Origin of the sequence: Halorhodospira halophila, assembly GCF_016653405.1 — a bacterium.
Taxonomy (GTDB): Bacteria; Pseudomonadota; Gammaproteobacteria; order Nitrococcales; family Halorhodospiraceae; genus Halorhodospira; species Halorhodospira halophila_A.
In genome coordinates, this window is record NZ_NHSN01000013.1 from 24,454 (window position 1) to 49,060 (window position 24,607).

Below are 24,607 nucleotides of genomic sequence, written 5' to 3' on the forward strand. Positions count from 1 at the left end.
TGCGGCAGCCACAGCCGCCAATGGCCCGTCAGCGGACGGTGAAATCCGCCGGGGCCGGGTCGTCGGCCGGCTCGCAGTGGACCGCGGTGACGCTGGCCGCCGGCGGCCCCTGATGCAGCCACTCGCGCAGCTGCGCGACCGCCTCCGGCGGCCCGCAGGCGAGCACCTCCACGCGTCCGTCGCGCAGGTTGCGGGCGTAGCCGGTCACGCCCAGGCGCACCGCCTGCTCCTGGGTGGCGGCCCGGAAGCAGACCCCCTGCACCCGGCCGCTGATGGTACAGCGTGTCTTCTCGTCGGTCGTCGTCATGCTACCTCCGCACGCGCCGCCGGGCGCCCTGCGTCGGCCGCCTCCTCGGCGGTGGGCTCAAGCAGGGCGCTCAGCGGCAGATCAAAGCTCTGCTCCCAACGTTCCTCCACCCGGCGCAGCCGCTCGGCCAGCCGGCGATCCCACGCCACGCCCGACTCCAAGCCCGCCGCCGGGGGCAGCGGGTAGGCGAGCATGCGGTGGAGTTCGGCCAGCTTGAAGGTCGAAGGATCCCGCGCCAGGAGCCAGGCGCCGTCGGCGCTGCGCTCGATGACGTGGTGCCGGCGCAGGGCCTCGAGGGCCTCGGCCAGGCCGGGCTCGCCGGCCTCCGGCTCCTGCTCGAGCAGCTCGGCGAAGGTGACCCCCTCGCCCCGGCGCTGCGCCTGATAGAGGTGCCCCAGGATATGCACCGCCAGCACCAGTGCCCACCGGTCGCGGGCCAGGTGGCCGCCGGTGCGCCAGCGGTAGCCACGCAGGGCCTGGGTGACCTCCGCACCGATGAGGATCACCAGCCAGGAGATGTACAGCCAGACCAGGAAGATGGGCAGCGCCGCCAAGGCCCCGTAGATGACCTCGTAGGTCGGCGCGCGGGCGATGAATGCCGCGAAGCCGCCCTTGGCCAACTCGAACAGCCCCGAGGCCACCACGCCCCCGATCACGGCGTGGTGCACCGGCACGCTGCGGTGCGGCACCAGGCTGTAGAGCAGCGTAAAGACAACGGCCTGCACCACGAAGGGCGCCAGGTTGAGCAGCTGGGCGATGAGATCCGACGGTGGCTCCAGCGGGCCGAGGCTCACCGTGCCCATGTACGAGGTGGAGGCCACGCTCACGCCCAGGAGCAGCGGGCCCATGGTCAGCACCGTCCAGTAGACCATGAACCGCTGCAGGGTCGGCCGCGGCCGCTCCACCCGCCAGATCTCGTTGAGCACCCGCTCGATGGTGTTGAGCAGCAACAGCGCGGTCACCGTCAGACCGGCGATGCCCACCGCCGTGAGCTCGGCGGCGCGTCCCATGAAGTTCTCCAGGTGCTCGTCGATGGCGTCGCTCGCCGCCGGCACCAGGTAATCGACCATGGCTTCGCGCAGGCGGTCGGTGACCCCCTCAAAGACCGGGAAGGCCGCCAGCACCGAGAAGCCGATGGTCATCAACGGCACGATGGCCAGCAGGGTGACGTAGGCGAGCATGCCGGCGCTCTTGGCGCACTGATCGGCCTGGATGCGCTGGACCAGGTACTCGCCGAACCCCCACGCCTGGCTGACCAGCGGGTGGGCGGGCAACGCCCGGAGCCTGTCGGCGGCAGCGCGCAGGCGGCCGCGCAGTTCCGTCATGGTGGAGCCTCTCCGTGCAGGCGTTAGAATGCCGGGTACCGCAACCAACGGAGATACCGCCGTGGCCAGGATCCTGGTGCTCTACTATAGCCGAAGCGGCGCCACCGCCGATATGGCCCGCCACGTGGCCCGGGGCGTGGAGGCCGTCAACGGCGCCAGAGCCGTGGTGCGCACGGTCCCGCCAGTCTCGCCGGACTGGGAGAGCGTCGCCCCGGCGGTCCCCGACGAGGGGGCGCCCTACGCCATCGTCGAGGAACTGGAGCACTGCCACGGGCTGATCCTGGGCAGTCCCACGCGCTTCGGCAACATGGCCGCCCCGCTGAAGTACTTCCTGGACACCACCAGCGGCGCCTGGCTCTCCGGGACGCTGGCCGGCAAGCCCGGGGCGGTTTTCACCTCCACCGGCAGCCTCCACGGCGGGCAGGAGTCCACCCTGTTGAGCATGATGCTGCCGCTGCTCCACCACGGCATGTACCTGGTCGGCCTGCCGTACACCGAGCCGACCCTGGCCAAGACCACCAGCGGCGGCACGCCCTACGGCCCCAGCCACACCGCCGGGACGGCGGGTAACCGGCCGATCACCGACGAGGAGCGCAAGCTGTGCAACGCCCTCGGCCGCCGCGTGGCGCGGTTGGCCGTCCAGCTCTACGGACCCGAGGCATGATGTCGGCCAAGGCCCTGCACCGGATCGCCATCACCGCCTTCATCGGCCTGGTCGTGCTGATGACCAGCTGGCTGCTGTGGCTGCATCCGCCCGCGGATGCGCTGATGCCCATCGCCCTGATCACGCTGCTCGGCCCGCTGGCGCTCACCGCCCGCGGGGTCCTCTACGGCCGCCGCTACACCGTGGCCTGGAGCGCGATCTTCGTGTTGATCTACTTCATCCACGGTGTTACCTACGCCGCGGTGCCCGGCCCGGAGCGCTGGCTCGGCGTCCTCGAGATCGCCCTGGCGGTGGTCTACTTCACCGCCGCCCTGATGTATCTGCGTCAAGCCGGGAGCGCTCGGCAAGGATCTCGCGGACAAACGGCACCGTAAGCCGACGCCCGGCGGCCAGCGAGGCCCGATCCAGGGTCTCGAAGAAGGCCAGCAGCCCGGGCAGCTCCCGCGGCAGGCGGCGGATCAGGTAGCGCGCCGTGGCGTCCGGCAGCTCCAGCCCCCGCTGTGCCGCGCGCTGGCGGAGGATGGCCAGGCACGTGGTCTCGTCCGGCTCGCGCACCGCCACCACCGGGCCCCACCCCAGGCGCGAGCGCAGATCCGGCAGCCCCAGCGGCAGCTCCGCCGGCGGCCGTTGCCCGGCGAAGAGCAGCCGCCCGCCGCGCTCCACCACCCGGTTGTAGAGGTGGAAGACCGCACCCTGCCACTCGTCGCGCCCGTGCAGCGCATCGAGATCGTCGAGGGCGATCAGCTGCGCCTGCTCCCAGCCGTCGAGCACCGCCGCGCCGTGGCCGAGCAGCTGATCCAGCGGCAGGTAGACCGCCACCCCGCCGGCGCTGGTCACGCGGCGGCAGGCCCCCTGGAGCAGGTGGCTCTTACCGACCCCGTGGGGGCCGTGCAGGTAGAGCGCCGGCGCCTCGAGCACGCCGTCGGCCAGGTCCGTGACCAGGCGCAGGGCCGTATCGTTCTCGCCGGGCACGAAGCGGTCGAGCTCGGCGGCGGCGTTCCAGCGGATGTTCAGTGGCAGTTGCACCGATCCCCCCGGTGGGCATTGCGGGTGGGCTCATTCCAGGGCGCCGTCGCCGCCCTGTCAAGCGCCGCCTTGTCCAGCGGCGCAGGCCTGTTAATCTCCCGCGCACGGAACCCGGCCCGCGGTCGCCGCGGGCCGCCGACCCGACACCCACACGGATCGAGGAGCCGCTCACCATGCGCAGACGTTTTATCCACCTGGCCGCGGCCGTGGCACTGGCCACCGCCGGCGGCAGCGCAGCCGCCGATGGCCGCGAGGCCTCGGCCAGCCTAGGTATCGCCATCAACCAGGGCAACACCGAGTCCGAGCGCTACAACCTCAACGCCGACTACCTGGAGCGCACCAACGCCCACCGCTTCACCGCCAACCTGGAGCTCAACCGCGGCAAGGACGGCGACGGCGATGAGGACGTCAACAACTCCCGCATCGGCGCCGGCTACGACTGGTTCTTCCACGGCCCCTGGTACGCCAACTCCAATCTCTCCTGGCGCCAGGACCGCAAGGCCGACCTGCGCCAGCGCTACGTCGCCGGTATCGGTGCCGGCTACCAGTTCTTCGACGACGACCGCATCCGCCTCTCCGCCGAGGCCGGCCCCACCTACATCAGCGAGGAGAAGCTGGACTCCGGCGATCGCAACCGCGAGGCCGCCGCGCGCTGGGCACTGGACTACCGACAGTACTTCATGGAGGGGGCCCTGCGCTTTTTCCACCGCCACGAGCTGATCAGCGAGCTGAGCGACTCCGACGAGTGGTTCGTCACCTCGCGCACCGGGCTGCGCATGCCGCTGATGGAGAACCTCAGCGCCAGCCTGCAGCTCAATTACGACTACGACAACAACACCGAGGCCGACTCCCGCTACGACGCCACCACCCTGGTCAACCTGACCTACGACTGGTGAGCCGCGCACGCAGCGGCTACGGCTGCCAGCGGTAGCTGCGGGTCAGCTGCCCGCCGCCGGGGCCGACCTCGGCGGCGGGCAGGGCCTCCGGCCAGAGCGTCTCGGCGTCGTCCAGATCCTCGGCCACCCGCTCGGGGCTGCGCGCCAGGAGCAGACGCAGGGTCACCCGATCGCCGGCAATGCGCTGCACATCCACCTGCTCGACGCCGGTGACCTCCTCCAGATAGCGCACCGCACCGAGGTAATCCTCCACGGCGTCGATGCCGGTCAGGGCGATCTCCAGCTGCTGGCCGTCGTGCTCACCGGGGACCACGGCGAAGCGGCGGGTCAGGGCGCCACCGACCTCATCGAGCCCCTCCGTCACCACGCGCTCCAGCTCACCCGGGCCGGTGTGATGCTGCAGGGCGTCCTCGCCGGTGAGCACCGTCCAGCGCGCCCGCCAGGCGCCGGTACCCGCCTTGCGCAGGCCCACCGCCACCACCGCGGCGCTGCCGTAGCGCTGCGAGGCCTCGCGCAGCGACTCGTCGAATCCGCCCCAGATGTCCACGAAGCCCACCGCCTGCCGATCGCGCAGATCCAGTGTCGGGTACATCAGCGGCAGGGCGCGCTGCTCGGCCCCGTCGTGGAGCGTTTCGAGCACCTCGCCCTCGGTCCCCGCCGCGGCGAAGCCGAGCAGATCACGCCGACCGTCGATCTCCGTGGCCACCCAGAGCAGGATCGGCGCCCGGTGCTCACCCCAGACGGCCACGTCGCGCTCGCCCAGGTGGCGGCGCAAAACCCCGCCCTCGTAGCGCAGCTCCACGGCCAGCTCATCGTCCAGGCGCAGGTAGCGGTAGCTCTCCAGATAGCGCTCCGCGTCGTCGAGGAGCTCCCCCGCCGGGTGGTCCTCCAAGCCGTGGTAGACCCCCACCATGCGCCCGATGACCCGTTCCAGGCCGGCCTCGACGGCCGCCTCGCGCTCGGCGTCCTGACGGCTGTCCACACGGACCTCGGCGGTGTAGAGATCACTCGCCGCCGCCGTACCCACCCCGAGCAGGGCGCAGGCGGCCAGGACCACGACCGGCAGGGCGCGGCGACGGGGGTGAAGACGGTCGGGGGCGGAGGGTGCGGCCGTGCTCATGGGCGGGCTGTCGGTCATCCGTAGGGGTCAGGGTTCAGGGTGGATCACTGAGGGTGCAGAGCGCACGCCTGCTGTCCAACATACCACGAGCCACGGGGCCCCATGGAGCCGCGATCCACGTCGCCGGGGCCCGACAGGCTGCACCGACGCCGTGGCATCAGGGCGCCCTGCAACCCCGGCCGCCCGCGTTCAGCCGGGCGCTTGGCGCCGCCGGGGGCCGGGCGTCATACTACGCGGCATTGGCTTACGAGCCCTGCCCACCGGTACACCCCAGGAGAACCGCCTTGGAAGAGCAACGCCCGCTGACCTATCGCGACGCCGGGGTAGATATCGACGCCGGCAACGACCTTGTCAGCCGTATCCGCCCGGCCGTCGAGTCCACCCGCCGCCCGGAGGTGCTCGGCGGCATCGGCGGCTTCGGCGGCCTCGTCGAGCTGCCCGACGGCTACCGCCGCCCGGTGCTGGTCGCCGGCACCGACGGGGTCGGCACCAAGCTGCGCCTGGCCATCGAGACCGGCCGCCACCAGGGGGTGGGTACGGATCTGGTGGCGATGTGCGTCAACGACGTGGTGGTCCAGGGCGCGGAACCGCTGTTCTTCCTCGACTACTACGCCACCAGCCACCTCGACGTAGATACCGCCGCCGCCGTAGTGCAGGGCATCGCCGCTGGCTGCCGCGACGCCGGCGCCGCGCTGCTCGGCGGCGAGACCGCCGAGATGCCCGGCATGTACGCCGACAGCGACTACGACCTGGCCGGCTTCTGCGTCGGCGTGGTCGAGCGCGAGCGGCTAATCGAGGGCACCACCGTCACCCCCGGCGACGTGCTCATCGCCCTGCCCGCCTCCGGTCCGCACTCCAACGGCTACTCGCTGATCCGCAAGATCCTTGAGCGCCACCCCGGGGCGCTGGACGAGTCGCTGGAGGGCGAGCCGCTGGCCGATCACCTGATGCGGCCGACGCGCATCTATGTCACCCCGGCGCTGCGGCTGGCCGAGTCGGTGCCGGTCAAGGCCTTCTGCCACGTCACCGGCGGCGGCCTGCCGGAGAACTTGCCCCGGGTCCTGCCCGAGCACTGCGCGGCGGCGCTGGAGCGCTGGCCGTGGCCGGCGGTCTTCGACTGGCTGGCACGCGCCGGCAACGTCGAGCGCGGTGAGATGCTGCGCACCTTCAACTGCGGCGTCGGCTTCGTGGCCTGCGTCGACGCCGCCGACGCCGAGCGTGCCCTGGCCGTGCTCGAGGAGCAGGGCGAGTCCGCCTGGCGGCTGGGCGAGGTGGTCGCCGCCGACGACGGCGCGCCGCGGCTGACCATCGATGGAGCCGCACCGTGAGCCAGGGCCCGCGGATCGCCGTCCTGCTCTCGGGCAGCGGCAGCAACCTGCAGGCCCTGCTCGACCAGCACGCCGCCGGGCAGCTGCCCGGAACCTTCGCCTGCGTACTCAGCAACCGGGCCGACGCCTACGGGCTACAGCGGGCCGGGGTGGCCGGTGTGCTCACGGCGGTGGTCGACCATCGCCTCTACGCCGACCGGGAGGCCTTCGACGGCGCCCTGGTTGAGCAGTTGGAGGCGGTGGGCGTGGATCTGGTGGTGCTCGCCGGTTTCATGCGCATCCTCACGCCGGTCTTCGTCCAGCGTTTCGAGGGGCGGCTGCTGAACATCCATCCGTCGTTGCTACCGGATTTCCGCGGTCTCCACACCCATGAGCGGGCCCTGGAGGCGGGGGTCGAGGAGCACGGCTGCACGGTGCATTTCGTCACGCCGGAGCTCGACGCCGGCCCGGCCATCGTGCAGGGGGTGGTGCCGGTCCATGCCGGGGATTCGCCCGAGGCGCTGGCGCAGCGGGTGCAGGTGCAGGAGCACCGGGTCTATCCGCTGGCGGTGCGCTGGTTGGCGCAGGGGCGGCTGGCGCTGACGGAAGCCGGGGTCGAGCTGGACGGGCGGGTGCTTTCGGGGCCGGTGCGCGTCCGGGCGGAGGATGCGGTCGATGCGCTATAGGGGCGGTTTCGGTTGCGGCGACGAGCACCGTCCGGGTGAGCCCCCGGGGTCGAGCGCAGGACGCGCCCCTGCGGGGTGCCCTGTGCTGCTCACCCCGGCGGGGCCGCTCGCTTAACTCGCGGCGCTGACGCGCCGCTCGGACAAAACCTCGCTGATCCGCGCGAACCACGATGGGTTCGCGCGGATCCCCCGCCGGGGCTGCGCTGCTCGGCGCGCCCTGAAGGCTCGACCCAGGGGACCCACCCGGACGGTGTTCCGGCGCGGTTGCCAACTTGGCCGATTGGGACGAACCCCAGCGCCAACGGGCTGCCTAAAGAGCAATAGCGTGCGAAACCGCCTGATAAGGAGTCAGCATGAGGGATCCATCCAGCCTTATTCCCGCGCCTCGTCGCGTGGCGGCATGGCTGCTGCTGGGGCTGCTTGCCGGCACCGCCGCCCTGGCCGCCCCCGCCGCGCTGGCCGAGGCGGAGCGCATCCCCGAGTTCCGGGCGGAGTATGAGGTGAAGTACGGGCGTCTGACCCTGGGCACCAGTCGGCTGGAGCTGGAGTATCTGGGCGATGACCGTTACCGCTACGAGATGTTCGTCCGTCCCCGCGGGCTCGCCCGGGCGGTGCTGGGCACGAACCTGACCGATATCAGCGAAGGGCGTGTCCTGGAGGACGGCACCCTGCGGCCGGAGCGCTTCATCCATAAGCGCGAGGGCCGCGACGAGCGCCACGAGGAGATCACCTTCGACCACGACGCCGGGCAAGTGACCTTCGAAGACGGCGAGCGCATCGACCTAGAGGAAGGCGCGGTGGACCGGCTGCTGCCGCAGCTTCTGATCATGCGCGATCTCTCGGCCACCTTCGACCGGGTGCTGACCTACCGGATCGCCGACGACGCGGAGATCTCGGACTACAGCTTCGAGCGCAAGGGCCGCGAGCGCGTCTCGGTCGCCGCCGGTTCCTACCGGGCCGAGCGCATCCAGCGCGTGCGCGACGGCGACAGTTCCCGTGAGTCCAACGCGTGGGTCTACCGGCGCATGCACAACCTGCCGGTGAAGATTGAGCACGCCGACAGCGGACGCACCTTCGTCATGGAGCTGACCGACGTCAGCGGACCGATTCGCGACGACTGAGGCCGGCGGTCAGGAGCGCGGCAGCGTGACCCCGTCCTGGCCCATGTACTTGCCGCCCCGATCGGCGTAGGAGATGTCGCACGGCTCGTCAGACTCAAAGAAGAGCATCTGCGCCACGCCCTCATTGGCGTGGATCTTCGCCGGCAGCGGGGTGGTGTTGGAGAACTCCAGCGTCACCCGCCCCTCCCACTCCGGCTCCAGGGGCGTAACGTTGACGATGATCCCGCAGCGGGCATAGGTCGACTTGCCCAGGCAGATGGTCAGCACGTTCCGCGGGATGCGGAAGTACTCCAGCGTGTAGGCCAGCGCGAAGGAGTTCGGCGGGATGATGCAGACGTCGCCGTGGACGTCCACGAAGCTCGCGGCATCGAAGTCCTTCGGGTCCACCACCGCGGAGTTGATGTCGGTAAAGATCTTGAAGTCCTTGCCGCAGCGGACGTCGTAGCCGTAGCTCGAAGTCCCGTAGGAGATGACGCGCTTTCCCTCTGGCGTATCGCGCACCTGACCCGGCTCGAACGGCTCGATCATGCCGTACTCCTGCGCCATGTGCCGGATCCACCGGTCCGATTTGATCGTCATGCGGCGCCTTCTCCTGACTGCGTTCTGGCGGGGATTCTAGGGCGCAGAGCCCCGGATGACCAGGGTGCACGCCCGCCCCCGCGGACGTGCACCCCGACGCGGCACTAGAGCATGTGCCCGAGCATCGCCGTGGCGATGGTGAAGTAGATCAGGATGCCGGCGATGTCGGCGATGGAGGTGATCAGCGGCGCGCTGGCCGTGGCCGGGTCCAGGTTCAGCCGGGCCAGGCCGAAGGGCAGCAGCATGCCGATCATGCTGCCCATGAAGACCACCGCGACCATGGCGAAGGCGACCACCCAGGCGATGTCCAGGCCGCCGCGGTAGAGCCCCAGCGCCCAGACCGCCAGGCCCACGGTCAGACCCAGGGCGATGGCCACGCCGGCCTCCTTGCCCCAGAGCCGCAACCAGTCCCGTGCCTTGACATCCCCGGTGGCGAGCGCGCGCACCATCAACGTGGCCGACTGGGTGCCGGCGTTGCCCCCGGTGTCGACGACCAGCGGCAGGAAGGTGACCAGGACGATGACCGCCTCGATGGTCTCCTCGAAGGAGGCGATGATCTCGCCGCCGAACATGTTGATGAACACCAGCAGCACCAGCCAGCCGACCCGCCGCTGGTAGAGCAGCTTCATGCTGGCGTCGCGCATACTGAAGTTGAGCACGCCGACACCACCGACCTTCTGGAAGTCCTCGGTGGCCTCGGCCTCGGCCACGTCCATGACGTCGTCCGGGGTCACGGTGCCGAGCAGCACCCCCTCGGTATCGACCACGGGCAGCGCCGTCAGGTCGTAGCGCTGCACCGTCTCCACCGCCTTCTCGCGATCCTCGAACGCCGAGACACTGATGAAGTGATAGTCCATCAGCTCTTCGACCTTCGTCTCCGGCGAGGCGACGATGAAACGGCGGATGGTCAGCGCGTCGAGCAGGCGTCCGTCACGGTCGGTGACGTAGATCACGTTCACCGTCTCGGCCTTCTCGCGCTGGCCGCGGATATGCTGCAGGCTGCGCTCCACGGTCCAGTCGGCACGTACGGCGATGTAGTCCGGCGTCATCAGCCGGCCCACACTCTCCGCCGGATAGCCGAGCAGCTCGCGGGCCTCGCGCTGCGCCCCCGGGGGCAGCAGCTCAAGCAGCCGCTGGGTGGCTTCGGCGGGCAGCTCCTGGAACAGCGCGGTGCGATCGTCCGGTGTGAGCGCGGCGACGATCTCCCGCGTCTCGTGGTCGGTCATGTCCTGGAGCAGCGCGTCCTGATTGTCCCCGGAGAGGTACGAGAAGACCTCCGAGGCCCGCGGCCGCGGCAGCAGCTTGAACAGGAAGATACGCTGCGACTTCTCCAGGCTGAGGATCAGTTCGGCGATGTCCTGATCCGGCAGCTCCTCGATGCGAGCGCGAACGTCTTTCCAGCGCCTCCCATCGAGGAGCTGTCGGATCTCGTCGAGCAGCTCTTCGTAGGCCATGCTTGGCTCCTTGTCGTGCGTCTTCTTGGTTGGGCTTACCTCGGGGCGGCGTCAGCCGCCCTGCCCGCGCGCGCCGCCACGGCGGAACCGGCCACCCAGGCCGAGGCGCGGCAGCCAGCCCCGGCGTTCCGGAGCGCTCGCCTGGACGGCCGCTCGCCGGAGCACCCCGGTCAGCCGCCCGTAGCGATCGACCACCGGCAGTTCGTCGGTCCCGGCGCGGTCCATGGTGCGCACTGCGTGCGGGGCGTCGTCCAGCTCCTCGAGCGAGGGGCGCGATGCGGCCAGGCGGCCCACCGGGGTGTCGCCGGCGTCCTGCAGGACGCCGCGGGCCACCACCCCACGGTAACGCCCATCCCCCTGGACAACGTACGCCTCGCGGCCACCGTGGGCGTCGAGCATGCGCGCGGCGGCCGCGGCAGGCACGGCGTCGTTGACGGGGACGAAGTCGTCGCTCTGGCAGGCCCCGACGCAGGCGCTCGGCAGCGTCAGCAGATGGCGCAGGGCCTGGCGACGCTCCTCGGGGAGGCGGCGCTCCAGATCGCGGTAGACATCGCGCGGCAGGTGGCGGGCGACCCGGGCGAAGGCGTGCAGCGGGGTGTGCTGCGCCTCGCGGGCGGCCTCGCGGATGGGCTGCTGCGCCAGGCGGCGGGCGCGGGCGATGGCCTCATCGGTGGCGTGGCGGGTGTCCGTGGCGGCGGTGCGCGGCTTGTCGAACATGGCGACTCCTCCCTGTTGGCGTGCAGCGGCACGCAGCGGCGCATGCAGCCGCGCCGCGTGGATTCGTATCAGGGGGAGGCCCTGCCTGTTGCGAGGCCCCCGGCCCTGCCTGTTGCGGAGCGCCGTCGCGGCGGGCTCCGGGCAGGGCCGGGTCGGATCAGACCCGGGCCGAGCGGCCCGCCGCGTGGCGGTCGTGCCGCAGCGCGCCGAACACGGGGTCCGGGGCCACGGCGCTGGTACTCGGTACTTGGCTATCCATTCGTTCCGTTCGGGCGGCCCCGGGGGCCACCCACACACTCGGTCGGCTGAGATCGGTCCTTAAAATAGCGGCAGGCGGCGCTTGCGTCAATTTTTGCGGCGCATCACGGTTGACCCGCCCGCCCCCCTCGCGTATGAAAGCCGGCTTCGGATCGACACAGATGAGGAGCACGCCGGATGGCCCTTTGGATCGCCGTGCTGCTGGGGGTCGTGCAGGGGATCTTCATGTTCCTGCCGGTCAGTTCCACGGCCCACATGGTGTTGCTCGAGCACTGGCTGATCGGCCGGGACCACCCGATGCCGGCACCAGAGAGCGCCGAGATGATCCTGTTCAACCTGGTGGTCCACGTCGGGACGCTGGTCTCCATCGTGGTGGTCTTTGCCCCGAGCCTGCTGCGCTTCACGCGCTACAGCCTGCGCGACGCCTACGGCTGGGCCCGGGCCGGACGCTTCCAGGGGCCGCCGCTCTACGCCCGGCTGTTCCTGCTCGGCATGCTCTCGGTGCTGTTCACCGGCGTGGTGGGGCTGACGTTGAAGGCCGTCTTCGAACAGGTCTTCGCCAACCCGTGGATGATCGGCTTCACGCTGATCCTCACCGGCGCCCTGCTTTTCTGGACCGACAAGCTCCCGCCCCGGCGCCGCGGGCTGCGCCAGACGGGGGTGGGGACGGCGACGATCATCGGCATCGCCCAGGGCTTCGCGCTCATGCCCGGGCTCTCGCGCAGCGCGCTGACCATCGTCTTCGGCCTGTTCGCCGGTCTCAAGCGGCGCTGGGCGGCGGAGTACAGCTTCTTCCTGGCCATCCCGACCATCTGCGCGGCCACCCTGCTCCAGGCCATCGAGGTCTACCGGCTCGGCGGCCTGGAGAGCGTGAGCGTCGCCGCGCTGGCCACCGGCTTCGTGGTCGCCGCGGTGGTGGGCATCGTGTCGCTGAAGCTGGTGATCTACTTCCTCTACCGGGCCCAGCTGAAGGTCTTCTCCTTCTACGTCTGGGCCCTGGCCGCGGCGATCCTCCTCGGCTGGATCGACCTGCCCATGTAGGGCCTCACCCGGCTGGCGGGCGCCGATACCCGCCAGCCGGTGGGGTCAGAAGCGGATGGCGTCGAAGGAGACCCCCAGGTAGAACTCGTCGTCCTCGCCGGAGGACATCTCCCGGCCGTAGGCCAGATCGACCTGGACCAGGTCGTCGAGCAGGCTGCGCCGGACCCCGAAGGCGCCCCGGGCGTCGTTGTCGCTTTCGGTATCACCACTGACCTGCAGGATCACGTCCCAGCGCTCGGTGAAACGCCAGTCCAGGCCCAGGCCCCAGATGCCGTCGGTGTCATCGGCCGTGCGATCGTGGTTGACGCCCAGGTTGGCGTGAACCGTGGTGCGCTGGCCCCAGTCCACGGTCAGCGGCACCAGCAGGAAGTGCTCGCGGCGCTGGTCGTTGCTGATGTCGTAGTCGGCCCCGGCGGCCAGGCCCAGCCCATAGCCGTCGCGGTGGCGGTCGCGCCAGAGCCACAGCCCCTCGACATCCAGGAAGGCATTGGCATCGGCGCCCTCGTCACCCTCGGTGCCCAGGCCCACGGTGGTCTGCCAATTGCCGGTACCGCGGGTGGTCAGGGCGCCGAAGGTGCCCACCCCGTCTGCCCCGCTGCGATCAACCTCCTGGTGCCAGAGCTCCACGGTGCCGCTGCGCCGGTCGATCAGCTCGGCCTCGATGAGCTCGTAGGCATCACCAGGGAGCGGGCCGCTGAGCGCCGTGCCACTGGCCAGGGCGCCGCCGAGGCCGGCGGCCGCCGCCATCCACCCACCGTAACGTTGCATACTGCCTCCTGTTCATGTTGCGGGATCTGGCATAATGCGCGGTTTCCCGCACAGCAAACCGAATCCGGAGATATGGCACGCCGCATACTCGTCACCAGCGCCCTGCCCTACGCCAACGGCCCGATCCACCTGGGCCACCTGGTGGAGTACATCCAGACCGACATCTGGGCTCGCTTTCAGCGGCTGCGCGGCAACGAATGCTACTACGTCTGCGCCGATGACGCCCACGGCACGCCGATCATGCTGAAGGCACGGGAGCGCGGCGTCGAGCCGGAGCAGCTGATCGAGGAGATGGCCGCCAGCCACCAGGCCGATTTCGCCGATTTCCTCATCGGCTTCGACCGCTACCACTCCACCCACTCGGAGGAGAATCGCCACTTCGCCGAGCTGATCTACCAACGCCTGGAGGCCGGCGGCCACATCGAGCGCCACACCATCGAGCAGCTCTACGACCCGGGCGAGGGGATGTTCCTCCCCGATCGCTACATCAAGGGCACCTGCCCGCGCTGCGGCGCCGCCGAGCAGTACGGCGACTCCTGCGAGGCGTGCGGGGCCACCTACACCCCCGCAGAGCTCCAGGATCCGGTCTCGGTGATCTCCGGCGAACGCCCGGAAATCCGCCAGAGCGAGCACCTGTTCTTCCGCCTGCAGGACTTCGAGGCCATGCTGCGCCAGTGGGCCAGCACCGAGCACCTGCAGCCGGAGATCATCAACAAGCTCAACGAGTGGTTCGAGGCCGGGCTGCGCGATTGGGACATCTCCCGCGACGCGCCGTACTTTGGCTTCCGCATCCCGGGCACCGAGGACAAGTACTTCTACGTCTGGCTCGATGCGCCCATCGGGTACATGGCCAGCTTCCGCCGTCTGGCCGAGGAGCGCGGCATCGACTTCGACGCCTTCTGGGATGCCGAGCGCGCCGACGAGACCGAGCTCTACCACTTCATCGGCAAGGACATCGCCTACTTCCACACCCTGTTCTGGCCGGCGATGCTCCATGGATCCGGCTACCGCACGCCGACGTCGGTCTACTGCCACGGCTTTCTGACCGTCAACGGGCAGAAGATGTCCAAGTCGCGCGGGACGTTCATCACCGCGCGCACCTACCTCGAGCACCTAGACCCGGAGTACCTGCGCTACTACACGGCGGCCAAGCTCTCGGATTCGGTGGAGGACATCGACCTCTCCTTCGACGACTTCGTCCAGCGCGTCAACTCCGATGTGGTGGGCAAGCTGGTGAACATCGCCAGCCGCTGTGCCGGGTTCATCACCAAGCGCTTCGACGGCCGCCTGGCGCCGCGGCTCAGCGCCCCGGAGCTGTTCCGCACCTTTACCGCCAGCGCCGAGCGCATCGCCGAGCTCTACGAGCAGCGCGAGTACGCCCGCGCGGTGCGCGAGATCATGCACCTGGCCGACCAGGCGAACCAGTACATCGACGCCGAGAAGCCGTGGGAGCGGATCAAGGACCCCGAACAGGCGCAGGCGGTGCAGGAGATCTGCACCATGGGGCTGAACCTCTTCCGCATCCTGGTCCTGTACATCAAGCCGATCATGCCGCGGCTGGCCGAGGACGCCGAGGCGTTCCTGAACATCGAGCCGCTGAGCTGGGCGGACGTGCAGGCCCCGCTGCTCGATCACGGCATCAACAAGTTCAAGCCGCTGAAGACGCGGATCGACCCGCAACAAGTGGAGGCCGTCGTGGACGCATCCAAGGAGACCCTGGCATCAACCGAGGCGCAGAGCGAGGCGCCGAAGGGCCGTCTGGCCGAGGACCCCATCGATGAGCAGATCACCATCGAGGACTTCGCCAAGCTGGATCTGCGCGTGGCGGAGGTCAAGGTGGCCGAGACGGTGGAGGGCGCCGACAAGCTGCTGCGCCTGGAGCTGGATCTCGGCGGCGAGACGCGTCAGGTCTTTGCCGGGGTGCGTCAGGCGTACAGCCCGGAGCAGTTGCTGGGCAAGCGGGTGGTCTGCGTGGCCAACCTCAAGCCGCGCAAGATGCGCTTCGGGACGTCGGAGGGCATGGTCCTCTGCGCGGGGCCGGGCGGTGAGGATCTCTGGGTGGTCGGTCCGCAGGACGGTGCGGAGCCGGGGATGCGGGTGAAGTAACCCTTTCTGGCTGCGATCCGGCGGGGTTTCGGGTGTGCGTTGGTTGGGTGAGGGGTGCCGGGTGCCGCTGAGTGCGCGCTGCCTGACGGCGGCGTCCCCTGCGCTGCTCGCCCGGGCCGCGGAGACCGCGTGGGCGGTTGTGGCGGTGGGGACCCGGTGGCCTTTTGAGCGTGCCGAGCAGCGCAGCCCGGAAGGGGGTTCAGCGCGAACCTCTCCTGGTTCGCGCTGAACAGCGAGGTCTTGTCCGAGCGGCGCGCTAGCGCCGCGAGTTGAGCGAGCGGCCCCGCCGAGCGAGCAGCACAGGGGACCCCGCCGCCAGGCGGGGCACGCTCATCGGCACCGGGTCCCCACCGCCGCAACCGCCCACGCGGACCCCGTACAAGCCCAGGCCGGCCCCGTACAACCGCCCACGCGGGGCCCCGGACTACCGCCGCCGCTGCTGCTCCCGCGGCACCTCCCGGAGCTCCACCTCAAACTCCCGCTCGGCACCATCACGCAGCACCGTCAGCGTCACCGAATCCCCTGCCCGACGGGCGAAGATCAGCCGCTGCAGCTCCCGCGGCTCCGAGACCGCCTCACCGTTGACGTGCGTGATGACATCACCATCCGCCGGCATGGCGCGCCCCTGGACGCTCACCTCGAACGAAGCCCCCTGCAGGCCCGCCTCCTCGGCCGGACTGCCGGACTCCACATCGACCACCATCACCCCGCGCTCGGGGAGGTTCAGCCGCTCGCGGATCCCCTCGGGATACCCCTCCAGGCCGGCGACCATCACCCCCAGACGAGCCCGGGAGGTCAGATCCGTGAGGCCGCCCTCCTCCATCTCGCCCAGGCTCTCCTGGAGCAGATTGCTCGGCACGGCAAAGCCCACGCCCACCGAACCGCCACGGCCGGTCAGCCCGCCGCCGCCGGGGACGATGGCCGTGTTCACGCCGATCACCTCGCCGGCGGAGTTGAGCAGCGGCCCGCCGGAGTTGCCGGGGTTGATCGCGGCGTCCGTCTGAATCATGGGGATCTCGATCTGCCCGATCCCCGGCAGGTCCCGGCCGACGCCTGAGACGATCCCCGTGGTTACCGTCGAGCTGAGCCCGAAGGGATTGCCGATGGCAATGGTCTTCTGCCCGACCAGCGCCTGATCGGAATCGGCCAGGGTCAGCGGCTCGGCGTCCTCCGGGACGGCCCCCGGATCCTCGGGCTTGAGCAGGGCCAGGTCGTAGAGGGCGTTGGCGCCGACCACCCGGGCCGGTACGGCGTCGTGCTCAGCAAAGCTGAGCTTCACCGATGCGCCCTCGCGCAGCTCCACGCCCTCCTCCTCCAGGGCGTTGCGGATGACGTGGTAGTTGGTGACGATATGGCCGTCGCTATCGATCAGGAAGCCACTGCCCGCCCCCTGGCGCCGGGGCGCCTCGCCGCGCGGACGATCGCGCTCGAAGAACTCGCGGAACTGCGGCGGGATCATCCCCTCCGGAATACGCTCGAAGGGATCCACGCGCTCACCCCGGACCTCCACCTCGATGGCCACCACCGAAGGCCCGTAGCGCTGGAAGATCTCCACCGTATTGCGCTCGTCCGGCTGGAGGTGCTCCAGATCGTCGGCCAGCGCCGGCGTGCTCACCAGAGCGATCAGGGCCATTGCCAGCACGGCCCCCAGAACCAGCGGCGTACGTCGATGCTGCATTCCGTGTGCTACCGTCATAAGGCTTTCCACCTGTGGGTTGTTCATCAAGTAGTGGACAATAAGGTTGGGGTGTTAAGTTCACCCTGTTCGTAACGGATCAAGCCACCGATTTCCAACACGGGGATGGCGATGGATCTCCTGTTATTGGCCGTGGCGGCCGTGCTGGTCAACAACTTCGTGCTCACCCAGTTCCTCGGGCTGTGCCCGTTTCTGGGCGTCTCGCGCAAGGTGGAGACCGCCGCGGGCATGGCGGCGGCCACCGCCTTCGTGCTGACCCTCGCCTCGGTGCTGAGCTACCTGGCCTTCACGTACATCCTGGTGCCGCTCGATGCCGAGTACCTGCGCACGCCGACCTTCATCCTGATCATCGCCATCGCCGTGCAGCTGACCGAGATGGCCGTGCGCTTCACCAGCCCCATGCTGCAGCAGGTGCTCGGCCTTTACCTGCCGCTGATCACCACCAACTGCGCGGTGCTCGGCGTCGCCCTGCTCAACCTGCGCGGTGACCACGACCTCATCGCCTCGGCGGTCTACGGCGCCGCGGCGGCGGCCGGCTTCGGGCTGGTGCTGGTGATCTTCGCCGCCCTGCGTGAGCGCCTGGAGAGCGCCGAAGTGCCGCGCGCCTTCCGCGGCGCGCCGATCGCCCTGGTCAGCGCCGGCATCCTCTCCATGGGCTTCATGGGCTTCGCCGGCCTGGCCCAGGCCGAGGAGCGCGAACTGGCTGTCGAACCCGAGGACATGGTGGCCGTCGAGGTCACCACCCTGGCCCTGGAGGAGGGCGGCGCGCCGGCGCCGGTGGTCCTGCTCGGCGAGCCGGACAGCGAGCGGGTGGTGCCGATCTTCATCGGCCCGGCCGAGGCGCAGGCCATCCACGACGCCCTGCACGGCGTCGAGCCGCCGCGGCCGATGACCCACGATCTGTTCGGCAGCGTGCTGCGCGCCACCGGCTACAGCCTCGAGGCGGTCTACATCGACGCCATCGTCAACGGCGCCTACGTCGCCGCCCTGGCCCTCAAGCCGGAGGACGGCGATGCGGTGCGCTACATCGACAGCCGCTCCAGCGACGCCATCGCCCTGGCGCTGCGCGCCGAGGCCACCATCTACGCCGCCCCCGAGGTCCTCGAGGCGGCCGAGGAGCGGGAACAGCCCCGCCCCCAGGACGAATCCCTGCGCATGACCCGACTGAACCTGCTGCCGGGTCCGACGACGTGAGGCCACCACCGATCATGTTACCCTGTATCGTATGTTCAGCGCGGTCCTGACCCTCACAGCCATCGCCGGTCTCTGCGGTGTCGGTCTCGGCGCCGCCGGGCGCCGCCTGGCCGCGCAGCGCGACCCGGTGGTCGGGCACATCGACGAGCTGCTGCCGCAGACCCAGTGCGGCCAGTGCGGTTATCCGGGCTGCCGGCCCTACGCCGAGGCCGTGGCCGCCGGCGAGGCCGCCACCAACCTGTGCACGCCCGGCGGCAACGCCACGGCAAGGGCCATCGCCGATCTCCTGCAGGTCGACCCCGAGCCGGTGGCCGAGGACAACACCGGGCCGGCGGTGGCCTTCATCGACGAGAGCCAGTGCATCGGCTGCACCCGCTGCCTGCCGGCCTGCCCGGTAGACGCCATCGTCGGCGCCCAGCGCCAGGTGCACACCGTCCTCGCCGACGAATGCACCGGCTGCCGGCTGTGCGTCGAGGCCTGCCCCATGGACTGCATCACCATGCAGCCGGTGGAACCGCCACTGAACGCCCGCATCCGGCCGCTGCCGACGCCGCAGTCGACCACCGCCCGGCCCGAGCAGCGCCCCGGCCCGCTGCGCCACCAAGAGGTGCAGCCACGGCGCCGGGGCGTCGCCGTGGCGGGCGCCAAGGACCGCTCGCGCAACGGCCCACTGGGCAGCCTGGCGCTGCCGGCCCAGCTGGTGCTGCCGCTGCTCGATCACACCGGCGCCGAGGTGCCGGCCACCGTGGCCGTGGGTGAGCACGTCCGCCGTGGCACGCGGATCACCGAGGGGCACAGCGGCGTGCCGCTGCACGCGCCCACTTCCGGCGTGGTCAGCGCCATCGAGCGCCGGCCCATCGTCCACCCGGCCGGTGGTACCGCGCCGTGCCTGATCCTTGAGGCCGACGGCGCCGACTGCCGCGAGACGGCCATGGCGACCATCGAGGACCCGCTGCAGGCGGAGCCGGAGGTCCTGCTGCGACGCATCGCCGATGCCGGCGTGCGCGGCATGGGCGGGGCAGCCTTCCCCTCGGCACTGAAACTCGCCGACGCCGCGCGCAGCGGCGTCGATACCCTGGTGGTCAACGGGGTCGAGTGCGACACCTACCTCACCTGCGATGAGACGCTGCTGCGCATGCGCGCCGAGGCGATCATCGACGGCGCCCGCATCGCCGCCCGGGCCTGCGGCGCCGAGCGCATCCTCGTCGCGGTGAAGAACTCGGCCCCGGAAGCCGCCGCGGCGGCCGAGGCGGCCATCGAAACCGCCGAGGCGGACATCCAGGTGGTGCGCGTCGGCGGCGACTACCCGGCCGGCAACGAGCGCCACATCGTCTACCCCGCCACCGGACGCACCGTGCCCCCCGGCGCCCGGCCGCCGGCGGTGGGGGTGGTCTGCCAGAACGTCTCCACCCTCGACGCCATCCACCGCGCCGTCCACCAGGGCGAGCCGTCGGTGGAGCGGCTGGTGACCGTCACCGGCGGCGGCATCGCCGAGCCGGGCAATTACTGGGTCCGGGTGGGCACGCCGCTGGCCGCCCTGATCGGCCGGGCCGGCACACCCGGCTGCCGGACCATCGTCGGCGGCGGCATCATGGGCACCCCGGTCACCGACCGGCAGGTGCCGCTGACCCACGGCATGAACGGCGTCGTGGTCGAGTCCGCCGACGAGGCGCCGCTGTTCGAGCAGCCGTGCATCAGCTGTGGACGCTGCGCCGAGGTCTGCCCCGAAGGCCTGCAACCGTTCGAGATGGCCCGACGCATCCGCGCCGGTGTCGGCGTCGGCGAGGCCGCCGAGCACATCGACATCGACCCCATGCGCTGCACCGGCTGCTCGAGCTGCGAGTTGGTCTGCCCCAGCTCCATCCCCCTGGCGGCGATCACCGGGCACGCCCGGGACGTTGCCCGCTCCCGCATGCGCGAGCGGGAGCAGGCCGAACGGGCCCGGCAGCGCCACGAGGCCCGACAGGCCCGCGAGGCACGCCGCCAGCGCGAGAAGGAAGAGGCGCGCCGGCGCAAGCGTGAAGCCATGGCCGCCAAGGCCGAACAGAACCGCTCGGGCGAGACCACGGAGGGTTGAGCTTGGCGGCACCCACAACGCCCAGGATCATGGGGCTGGTCCTGCTCGCCCTGTTGCCGGGGGCCGGCGTGCTGGTCTGGCTCTTCGGCGTCGGTGTCCTGCTGAACATCGGCGCGGCACTCACCGCCGGTGTGGCCGCCGAGGCTCTGGTATTGCGCCTGCGTGGCCGCCCGGTGGGTCCGGCGCTGGCCGACGGCAGCACGCCGCTGGCGGCGCTGATCATCGGCATCGCCCTGCCGCCGCTGCTGCCCTTCTGGATCCCGGCGCTGGCCGGCGCCCTGGCGGTGCTGCTGGGCAAACAGGTCTACGGCGGACTGGGCCAGAACATCTTCAACCCGGCCATGGTCGGCTACCTGGCGGTGGTCCTCGCCTTCCCGCAGGCGGTGAGCCTGTGGCCGGCGCCGGAGCCCGGCCTGGGCGCGGCGATCCCCGCCGCAGAGGCCCTGCAGTACTTCCTTACCGGCGCCCTGGCGCCGATCACCGACGCCATGACCCACGCCACGCCGCTGGACCGGCTGGCCACCGAGGGCTTTGCCGCCCTGCCCGGCGACGGCGGGCTGCTCGGGCAGACCCAGGCCGCCGGGGCCTGGCTGTGGCTCGGCGGCGCCTTCCTGCTCGGCGGCGCCTTCCTGCTAACGCTGCGCATCATCGACTGGCGCCTGCCGCTGGGCGTGCTTGCCGGCACCGCTGCCACCGCCGCGCTCCTGCAGCTCGGCGACGGCGCCCCGGTGCTCTTCCATCTGCTCTCCGGGGCGACGCTGCTGGTGGCCTTTTTCATCGCCACGGACCCGGTCAGCGCCCCGCGCGAGCCCACGGCGCGGCTGATCTACGCGGCGCTGATCGGCGTGGTGGCGTTGGTCATCCGTGAGCTCGGCGGTCATCCGGACGGCTTCGCCTTCGCCGTGCTGATGCTCAACGCCACCGCACCGCTGCTCGACTACGTGGTACGCCGCAGCGCTGGGGAGGCGGCATGACGCTACCGGTGAGCCTGCGCGCCGGGGGCATCCTGGCCCTGTTCGTGGGCATCGGTCTGGCTGCGGTGGCACTGGTCCACGAGCAGACCCGCGAGCAGATCGCCACCGCCGAGCGCCAGGTGGTGCTCGATCGCCTGGCCGCGGTGCTGCCCGACGGCCACGACAACGCCCCGGAAGAGCAGGTCTACGAGCGCCCCAACCCGCTGGATCACGCCACGCCGCTGCGCATCTACCCCGCCTACGCCGACGACACGTACCTGGGCGCGGCGGTCGAGGTGGAAACGCCGGAGGGCTACGCCGGCACCATCCGCCTGCTTGTGGGCATCGACGCCGACGGCGAGATCATCGGCGTGCGCACCGTGGCCCACCGCGAGACACCGGGGCTTGGGGACGCCATCGAGACGGCACGCAGCGACTGGATCCACGGCTTCGACAACCGGGCCCTGGGCGAGCCGCCGGAGGCGGACTGGCGCGTGCGCCAGGACGGCGGGGCGTTCGACGGCATCACCGGGGCGACCATCACCGCCCGGGCGGTGATCGACGCCGTGCGCGCGGTGCTGATCGACCACGCCGCCGAACCGGAGGCCTACCGCGGTGAAGCCCACGCCGAGGACGCCACCGCCATCGACCCCGAAGCCGACGGCCACAGCGACGAGGGGCCCACCGGATGAGCGAGACACCGACGACCCGCAGCATCTTCCGCGACGGCCTGTGGGGCAACAACGCCGCCCTGGTCCAGCTCCTTGGCCTCTGCCCGCTGCTGGCGGTGACCACCACCGCCGTGGCCGGGCTGGGCCTGGGCATCGCCACGCTGCTGGTGGTCACCGCCTCGAGCGTGGTGGTCTCGCTGATCCGCAACATCGTTCCGCAGGATGTGCGCATCCCGGTGTTCATCCTGGTCATCGCCGCCTTCGTCACCATCGTCGAGCTGGTGGTGGCGGCGTGGCTCCACGACCTCTACCGCACCCTGGGGCTGTTCCTGCCGCTGATCGTCACCAACTGCGCCATCCTCGCCCGCGCCGAGGCGTTCGCCTCGCGGCAGCCGGTGGGCCCGGCGGCGCTGGATGGGATCGCGACCGGCACCGGCTTCGCCGCCGTGCTGATCGTCCTCGGCGCCCTGCGCGAGCTCATCGGCCGCGGCACCCTGCTCGACGGCGCCGAGCAGCTCTTCGGCCCGGCCGCCGCCGGCTGGACGGTGGAACTGGTCGACGGCGACGTCTTCCTGCTCGCCATCCTGCCGCCCGGGGCGTTCATCGGCCTGGCCCTGCTGCTGGCGATCAAGAACCGCATCGACGACCGCCATGGACGCTGAGCAGCGCTACGAGCTTTACCGGCGGCTGAGCGAGGCGCTGCCCGAGCCGCAGACGGAGCTGCTCTACGAGACCCCCTTCGAGCTGCTGGTGGCGGTCTCGCTCTCGGCGCAGAGCACCGATGAGAGCGTCAACCGCGCCACCCGGGCCCTCTTCCCGGTGGCCAACACCCCCCAGGCGATGCTGGAGCTGGGCGAGGACGGGCTCAAGCCGTACATCCAGCATATCGGCCTCTACAACAACAAGGCGCGCAACATCATCGCCGCCAGCCGGCAGCTGATCGAGCACCACGGCGGCGCGGTCCCCCGCGAGCGCGCCGCCCTCGAGGCGCTACCCGGCGTCGGGCGCAAGACGGCCAACGTCATCCTCAACGTCGCCTTCGGCGAGCCGACCATCGCCGTGGATACGCACATCTTCCGCGTCGCCAACCGCACCGGGCTGGCGCCGGGGAAGAACGTGCGCGAGGTGGAGGAAGGGCTGGAGGCGGTGACGCCGGAGCCGTTCCGGCTCCACGCCCACCACTGGCTGATCCTGCACGGGCGCTACACCTGCACCGCTCGCCGCCCCCGCTGCGGGGCGTGCGTTATCGCCGATCTGTGCAGCTTCCCGGAGAAGGCCCCGGAGCGGACCTGAGGGCCGGGGCGCCGATGCGCCCCGGTCGATTCCCTCACGCGCCGCCCCGCCAGGCAGCGGGCACCGCCGCCGGCGGCCCACCGGCAGCGACTGCCCTGCCCGACCGGGGTCAGCCGCGGCGTTTGGCGCCGAGGCGCAGACGCAGGGCGTTGAGGCGGATGAAGCCCTCGGCGTCCTTCTGGTCGTAGGCCCCGGCGTCGTCCTCGAAGGTGGCCACCGACGCGTCGAAGAGGCTCTTTGGCGACTGGCGGCCGACGACGACGACATTGCCCTTGTAGAGCTTCAGGCGCACGGTGCCCTCGACCACCTGCTGGGTCTGATCGATCATCGCCTGCAGCGCCTCGCGCTCCGGGGCGAACCAGTAGCCGTTGTAGACCAGCTCGGCGTAGCGCGGCATCAGCTCGTCCTTGAGGTGGGCGGCGTCGCGATCGAGGGTGATCGACTCCATGGCGCGGTGGGCGCGCAGGAGGATGGTCCCGCCCGGGGTCTCGTAGCAGCCGCGGGATTTCATGCCCACGTAACGGTTCTCGACGATGTCGATCCGGCCGATGCCGTGGCGGGCGCCGAGGTCATTGAGCCGGCCGAGCAGCGCCGCCGGCGAGAGGCGCTCGCCGTCGATGGCCACCGGATCGCCGCCGGCGAACTCGATGTCCACGTACTGCGGCTCATCCGGCGCCGCTTCCGGGGCGGTGGTCCACAGCCACATGCGCTCCTCGGCCTCGGTCCAGGTGTCCTCCAGGACCCCGCCCTCGTAGGAGATGTGCAGCAGGTTGGCGTCCATGGAGTACGGCGCGCCGCCCTCCTCGCGCTTGCCCTCGATGTCGATGCCGTGGCGCTCGGCGTACTGCAACAGCCGCTCGCGGGAGTTGAGATCCCACTCACGCCACGGCGCGATGACCTTGATCCCCGGCTCCAGACCGTAGTAGCCGAGCTCGAAGCGGACCTGGTCGTTGCCCTTGCCGGTGGCGCCGTGGGCGACGGCGTCCGCACCGGTCTCACGGGCGATCTCTACCTGCCGCTTGGCGATCAGCGGCCGGGCAATGGAGGTGCCGAGCAGGTACTCGCCCTCGTAGACGGCGTTGGCGCGGAACATCGGGAAGACGAAATCGCGGGCGAACTCCTCGCGCAGATCGTCGACGTAGATCTCGCGGATCCCGAACGCCTCCGCCTTGCGCCGGGCGGGCTCGAGCTCCTCGCCCTGGCCGAGGTCGGCGGTGAACGTCACCACCTCGCAGCCGTAGGTCTCCTCGAGCCACTTGAGGATCACGGAGGTATCGAGACCGCCGGAGTAGGCAAGTACGACCTTCTTGACGTCCGACATGGGAGGCTCCTGGGCAGTATTCAGTGG

Annotated in this window: 24 protein-coding genes and 1 pseudogene; 15 read left to right on the forward strand and 10 right to left on the reverse strand. The window is 70.8% G+C overall.

The features are described 5' to 3' along the window. Window positions 1-28: 28 nt before the first annotated feature. Together yccX and CCR79_RS03965 are read right to left on the reverse strand one after the other, a co-directional pair. Window positions 29-307 (reverse strand): acylphosphatase, encoded by a 279-nt coding sequence (gene yccX / locus CCR79_RS03960; protein ID WP_201168999.1) that lies wholly within the window; start codon window positions 305-307, stop codon window positions 29-31. Continuing rightward, window positions 304-1,632 (reverse strand): virulence factor BrkB family protein, encoded by a 1,329-nt coding sequence (locus tag CCR79_RS03965; protein ID WP_201169002.1) that lies wholly within the window; start codon window positions 1,630-1,632, stop codon window positions 304-306. The genes yccX and CCR79_RS03965 overlap by 4 nt, the downstream gene beginning before the upstream one ends. Window positions 1,633-1,693: 61 nt before the next feature. Between CCR79_RS03965 and wrbA the strand changes: the two genes are divergently transcribed. After that, on the forward strand, window positions 1,694-2,296 hold the full coding sequence (wrbA, locus tag CCR79_RS03970) for an NAD(P)H:quinone oxidoreductase (protein ID WP_201169005.1): 603 nt from the start codon (window positions 1,694-1,696) through the stop codon (window positions 2,294-2,296). Further along, window positions 2,293-2,670, forward strand: coding sequence for a DUF2069 domain-containing protein (locus tag CCR79_RS03975; protein ID WP_201169008.1), 378 nt, complete (start codon window positions 2,293-2,295; stop codon window positions 2,668-2,670). The genes wrbA and CCR79_RS03975 overlap by 4 nt, the downstream gene beginning before the upstream one ends. Here the strand turns inward: CCR79_RS03975 and hda are convergent. Next, a complete protein-coding gene (gene hda / locus CCR79_RS03980) occupies window positions 2,597-3,322 on the reverse strand; it encodes a DnaA regulatory inactivator Hda (protein WP_201169011.1) in 726 nt (241 codons plus the stop codon). The two genes, CCR79_RS03975 and hda, sit on opposite strands and share 74 nt — an antisense overlap. A 173-nt stretch (window positions 3,323-3,495) precedes the next feature. Here hda and CCR79_RS03985 point away from each other — a divergent pair, with 173 nt between their 5' ends. Continuing rightward, window positions 3,496-4,218: a DUF481 domain-containing protein gene (locus CCR79_RS03985; RefSeq protein WP_201169013.1), complete on the forward strand. Its 723-nt coding sequence runs from the start codon at window positions 3,496-3,498 to the stop codon at window positions 4,216-4,218. Between the two features lie 16 nt (window positions 4,219-4,234). Here CCR79_RS03985 and CCR79_RS03990 read toward each other — a convergent pair whose 3' ends face one another. Beyond that, window positions 4,235-5,338, reverse strand: coding sequence for a DUF2066 domain-containing protein (locus CCR79_RS03990; RefSeq protein ID WP_201169015.1), 1,104 nt, complete (start codon window positions 5,336-5,338; stop codon window positions 4,235-4,237). A 284-nt stretch (window positions 5,339-5,622) separates the two neighbouring features. On the opposite strand from CCR79_RS03990, the gene purM reads away from it, so the two are divergent. The 3 genes from purM to CCR79_RS04005 all read left to right on the forward strand — a co-directional run bounded on the left by purM (window position 5,623) and on the right by CCR79_RS04005 (window position 8,452). Then, window positions 5,623-6,666 carry a phosphoribosylformylglycinamidine cyclo-ligase gene (purM, locus tag CCR79_RS03995; protein ID WP_201169017.1) on the forward strand — a complete coding sequence of 348 codons (1,044 nt, stop codon included), beginning with the start codon at window positions 5,623-5,625 and terminating at the stop codon, window positions 6,664-6,666. Next, complete coding sequence (gene purN / locus CCR79_RS04000) at window positions 6,663-7,331, forward strand: phosphoribosylglycinamide formyltransferase (RefSeq protein WP_201169018.1); 669 nt, start codon at window positions 6,663-6,665, stop codon at window positions 7,329-7,331. Before purM ends, purN begins: the two co-directional genes overlap by 4 nt. Before the next feature lie 353 nt (window positions 7,332-7,684). Then, the gene (locus CCR79_RS04005; RefSeq protein ID WP_201169019.1) at window positions 7,685-8,452 is read left to right on the forward strand and encodes a DUF3108 domain-containing protein; all 768 of its coding nucleotides are present in this window, start codon (window positions 7,685-7,687) and stop codon (window positions 8,450-8,452) included. Between the two features lie 9 nt (window positions 8,453-8,461). Here CCR79_RS04005 and dcd read toward each other — a convergent pair whose 3' ends face one another. The 3 genes from dcd to CCR79_RS04020 form a co-directional block, all read right to left on the reverse strand. Continuing rightward, window positions 8,462-9,031, reverse strand: coding sequence for a dCTP deaminase (dcd, locus tag CCR79_RS04010; RefSeq protein ID WP_201169020.1), 570 nt, complete (start codon window positions 9,029-9,031; stop codon window positions 8,462-8,464). Window positions 9,032-9,135: 104 nt separating this feature from the next. Continuing rightward, entirely contained in the window at window positions 9,136-10,485 is a 1,350-nt protein-coding gene (mgtE, locus tag CCR79_RS04015; RefSeq protein WP_201169021.1) for a magnesium transporter, read from the reverse strand. 51 nt (window positions 10,486-10,536) lie between these two features. Beyond that, entirely contained in the window at window positions 10,537-11,202 is a 666-nt protein-coding gene (locus CCR79_RS04020) for a CBS domain-containing protein (protein ID WP_201169023.1), read from the reverse strand. 435 nt (window positions 11,203-11,637) lie between these two features. Here CCR79_RS04020 and CCR79_RS04025 point away from each other — a divergent pair, with 435 nt between their 5' ends. After that, a complete protein-coding gene (locus tag CCR79_RS04025; protein ID WP_201169025.1) occupies window positions 11,638-12,501 on the forward strand; it encodes an undecaprenyl-diphosphate phosphatase in 864 nt (287 codons plus the stop codon). A 45-nt stretch (window positions 12,502-12,546) separates the two neighbouring features. Here the strand turns inward: CCR79_RS04025 and CCR79_RS04030 are convergent, their stop codons facing one another. Continuing rightward, window positions 12,547-13,269, reverse strand: a complete 723-nt coding sequence (locus CCR79_RS04030; protein ID WP_201169026.1) for a hypothetical protein — start codon at window positions 13,267-13,269, stop codon at window positions 12,547-12,549. 24 nt (window positions 13,270-13,293) lie between these two features. Here CCR79_RS04030 and metG point away from each other — a divergent pair, with 24 nt between their 5' ends. Next, complete coding sequence (gene metG / locus CCR79_RS04035; RefSeq protein ID WP_345941480.1) at window positions 13,294-15,375, forward strand: methionine--tRNA ligase; 2,082 nt, start codon at window positions 13,294-13,296, stop codon at window positions 15,373-15,375. A 424-nt stretch (window positions 15,376-15,799) separates the two neighbouring features. On the opposite strand, the gene CCR79_RS04040 is transcribed toward metG, so the two are convergent. Further along, window positions 15,800-17,053, reverse strand: a complete 1,254-nt coding sequence (locus CCR79_RS04040; protein WP_242510819.1) for a S1C family serine protease — start codon at window positions 17,051-17,053, stop codon at window positions 15,800-15,802. Between the two features lie 129 nt (window positions 17,054-17,182). Here CCR79_RS04040 and rsxA point away from each other — a divergent pair. The 7 genes and pseudogenes from rsxA to nth form a co-directional block, all read left to right on the forward strand. Further along, window positions 17,183-17,752 (forward strand): annotated as a pseudogene (gene rsxA / locus CCR79_RS13620) (electron transport complex subunit RsxA); the annotation flags it as partial. Between the two features lie 39 nt (window positions 17,753-17,791). Further along, complete coding sequence (locus CCR79_RS13625) at window positions 17,792-18,265, forward strand: bifunctional nuclease family protein (protein ID WP_238633794.1); 474 nt, start codon at window positions 17,792-17,794, stop codon at window positions 18,263-18,265. Window positions 18,266-18,296: 31 nt separating this feature from the next. After that, a complete protein-coding gene (gene rsxC, locus CCR79_RS04050) occupies window positions 18,297-20,342 on the forward strand; it encodes an electron transport complex subunit RsxC (protein ID WP_201169036.1) in 2,046 nt (681 codons plus the stop codon). A 2-nt stretch (window positions 20,343-20,344) separates the two neighbouring features. Next, window positions 20,345-21,316: an RnfABCDGE type electron transport complex subunit D gene (locus CCR79_RS04055; protein ID WP_201169039.1), complete on the forward strand. Its 972-nt coding sequence runs from the start codon at window positions 20,345-20,347 to the stop codon at window positions 21,314-21,316. Continuing rightward, window positions 21,313-21,987 carry an RnfABCDGE type electron transport complex subunit G gene (locus tag CCR79_RS04060; RefSeq protein ID WP_201169042.1) on the forward strand — a complete coding sequence of 225 codons (675 nt, stop codon included), beginning with the start codon at window positions 21,313-21,315 and terminating at the stop codon, window positions 21,985-21,987. The genes CCR79_RS04055 and CCR79_RS04060 overlap by 4 nt, the downstream gene beginning before the upstream one ends. Continuing rightward, window positions 21,984-22,628: an electron transport complex subunit E gene (locus CCR79_RS04065; RefSeq protein ID WP_201169045.1), complete on the forward strand. Its 645-nt coding sequence runs from the start codon at window positions 21,984-21,986 to the stop codon at window positions 22,626-22,628. The genes CCR79_RS04060 and CCR79_RS04065 overlap by 4 nt, the downstream gene beginning before the upstream one ends. Continuing rightward, complete coding sequence (gene nth, locus CCR79_RS04070) at window positions 22,618-23,259, forward strand: endonuclease III (protein WP_201169048.1); 642 nt, start codon at window positions 22,618-22,620, stop codon at window positions 23,257-23,259. Before CCR79_RS04065 ends, nth begins: the two co-directional genes overlap by 11 nt. A gap of 109 nt (window positions 23,260-23,368) precedes the next feature. On the opposite strand, the gene CCR79_RS04075 is transcribed toward nth, so the two are convergent. Beyond that, window positions 23,369-24,580: an argininosuccinate synthase gene (locus tag CCR79_RS04075; RefSeq protein ID WP_201169051.1), complete on the reverse strand. Its 1,212-nt coding sequence runs from the start codon at window positions 24,578-24,580 to the stop codon at window positions 23,369-23,371. Between the last annotated feature and the right edge of the window lie 27 nt (window positions 24,581-24,607).

What these genes read in the sequence shown, in the direction of transcription:
- yccX (WP_201168999.1), bottom strand. Translation starts at nt 307, where the DNA reads ATGACGACGACCGACGAGAAGACACGCTGTACCATCAGCGGCCGGGTG.
- CCR79_RS03965 (WP_201169002.1), bottom strand. Translation starts at nt 1,632, where the DNA reads ATGACGGAACTGCGCGGCCGCCTGCGCGCTGCCGCCGACAGGCTCCGG.
- CCR79_RS03975 (WP_201169008.1), top strand. Translation starts at nt 2,293, where the DNA reads ATGATGTCGGCCAAGGCCCTGCACCGGATCGCCATCACCGCCTTCATC.
- CCR79_RS03985 (WP_201169013.1), top strand. Translation starts at nt 3,496, where the DNA reads ATGCGCAGACGTTTTATCCACCTGGCCGCGGCCGTGGCACTGGCCACC.
- CCR79_RS03990 (WP_201169015.1), bottom strand. Translation starts at nt 5,338, where the DNA reads ATGAGCACGGCCGCACCCTCCGCCCCCGACCGTCTTCACCCCCGTCGC.
- CCR79_RS04005 (WP_201169019.1), top strand. Translation starts at nt 7,685, where the DNA reads ATGAGGGATCCATCCAGCCTTATTCCCGCGCCTCGTCGCGTGGCGGCA.
- dcd (WP_201169020.1), bottom strand. Translation starts at nt 9,031, where the DNA reads ATGACGATCAAATCGGACCGGTGGATCCGGCACATGGCGCAGGAGTAC.
- mgtE (WP_201169021.1), bottom strand. Translation starts at nt 10,485, where the DNA reads ATGGCCTACGAAGAGCTGCTCGACGAGATCCGACAGCTCCTCGATGGG.
- CCR79_RS04020 (WP_201169023.1), bottom strand. Translation starts at nt 11,202, where the DNA reads ATGTTCGACAAGCCGCGCACCGCCGCCACGGACACCCGCCACGCCACC.
- CCR79_RS04025 (WP_201169025.1), top strand. Translation starts at nt 11,638, where the DNA reads ATGGCCCTTTGGATCGCCGTGCTGCTGGGGGTCGTGCAGGGGATCTTC.
- CCR79_RS04030 (WP_201169026.1), bottom strand. Translation starts at nt 13,269, where the DNA reads ATGCAACGTTACGGTGGGTGGATGGCGGCGGCCGCCGGCCTCGGCGGC.
- CCR79_RS04040 (WP_242510819.1), bottom strand. Translation starts at nt 17,053, where the DNA reads ATGCAGCATCGACGTACGCCGCTGGTTCTGGGGGCCGTGCTGGCAATG.
- CCR79_RS13625 (WP_238633794.1), top strand. Translation starts at nt 17,792, where the DNA reads ATGGTGGCCGTCGAGGTCACCACCCTGGCCCTGGAGGAGGGCGGCGCG.
- rsxC (WP_201169036.1), top strand. Translation starts at nt 18,297, where the DNA reads ATGTTCAGCGCGGTCCTGACCCTCACAGCCATCGCCGGTCTCTGCGGT.
- CCR79_RS04060 (WP_201169042.1), top strand. Translation starts at nt 21,313, where the DNA reads ATGACGCTACCGGTGAGCCTGCGCGCCGGGGGCATCCTGGCCCTGTTC.
- CCR79_RS04065 (WP_201169045.1), top strand. Translation starts at nt 21,984, where the DNA reads ATGAGCGAGACACCGACGACCCGCAGCATCTTCCGCGACGGCCTGTGG.
- nth (WP_201169048.1), top strand. Translation starts at nt 22,618, where the DNA reads ATGGACGCTGAGCAGCGCTACGAGCTTTACCGGCGGCTGAGCGAGGCG.
- CCR79_RS04075 (WP_201169051.1), bottom strand. Translation starts at nt 24,580, where the DNA reads ATGTCGGACGTCAAGAAGGTCGTACTTGCCTACTCCGGCGGTCTCGAT.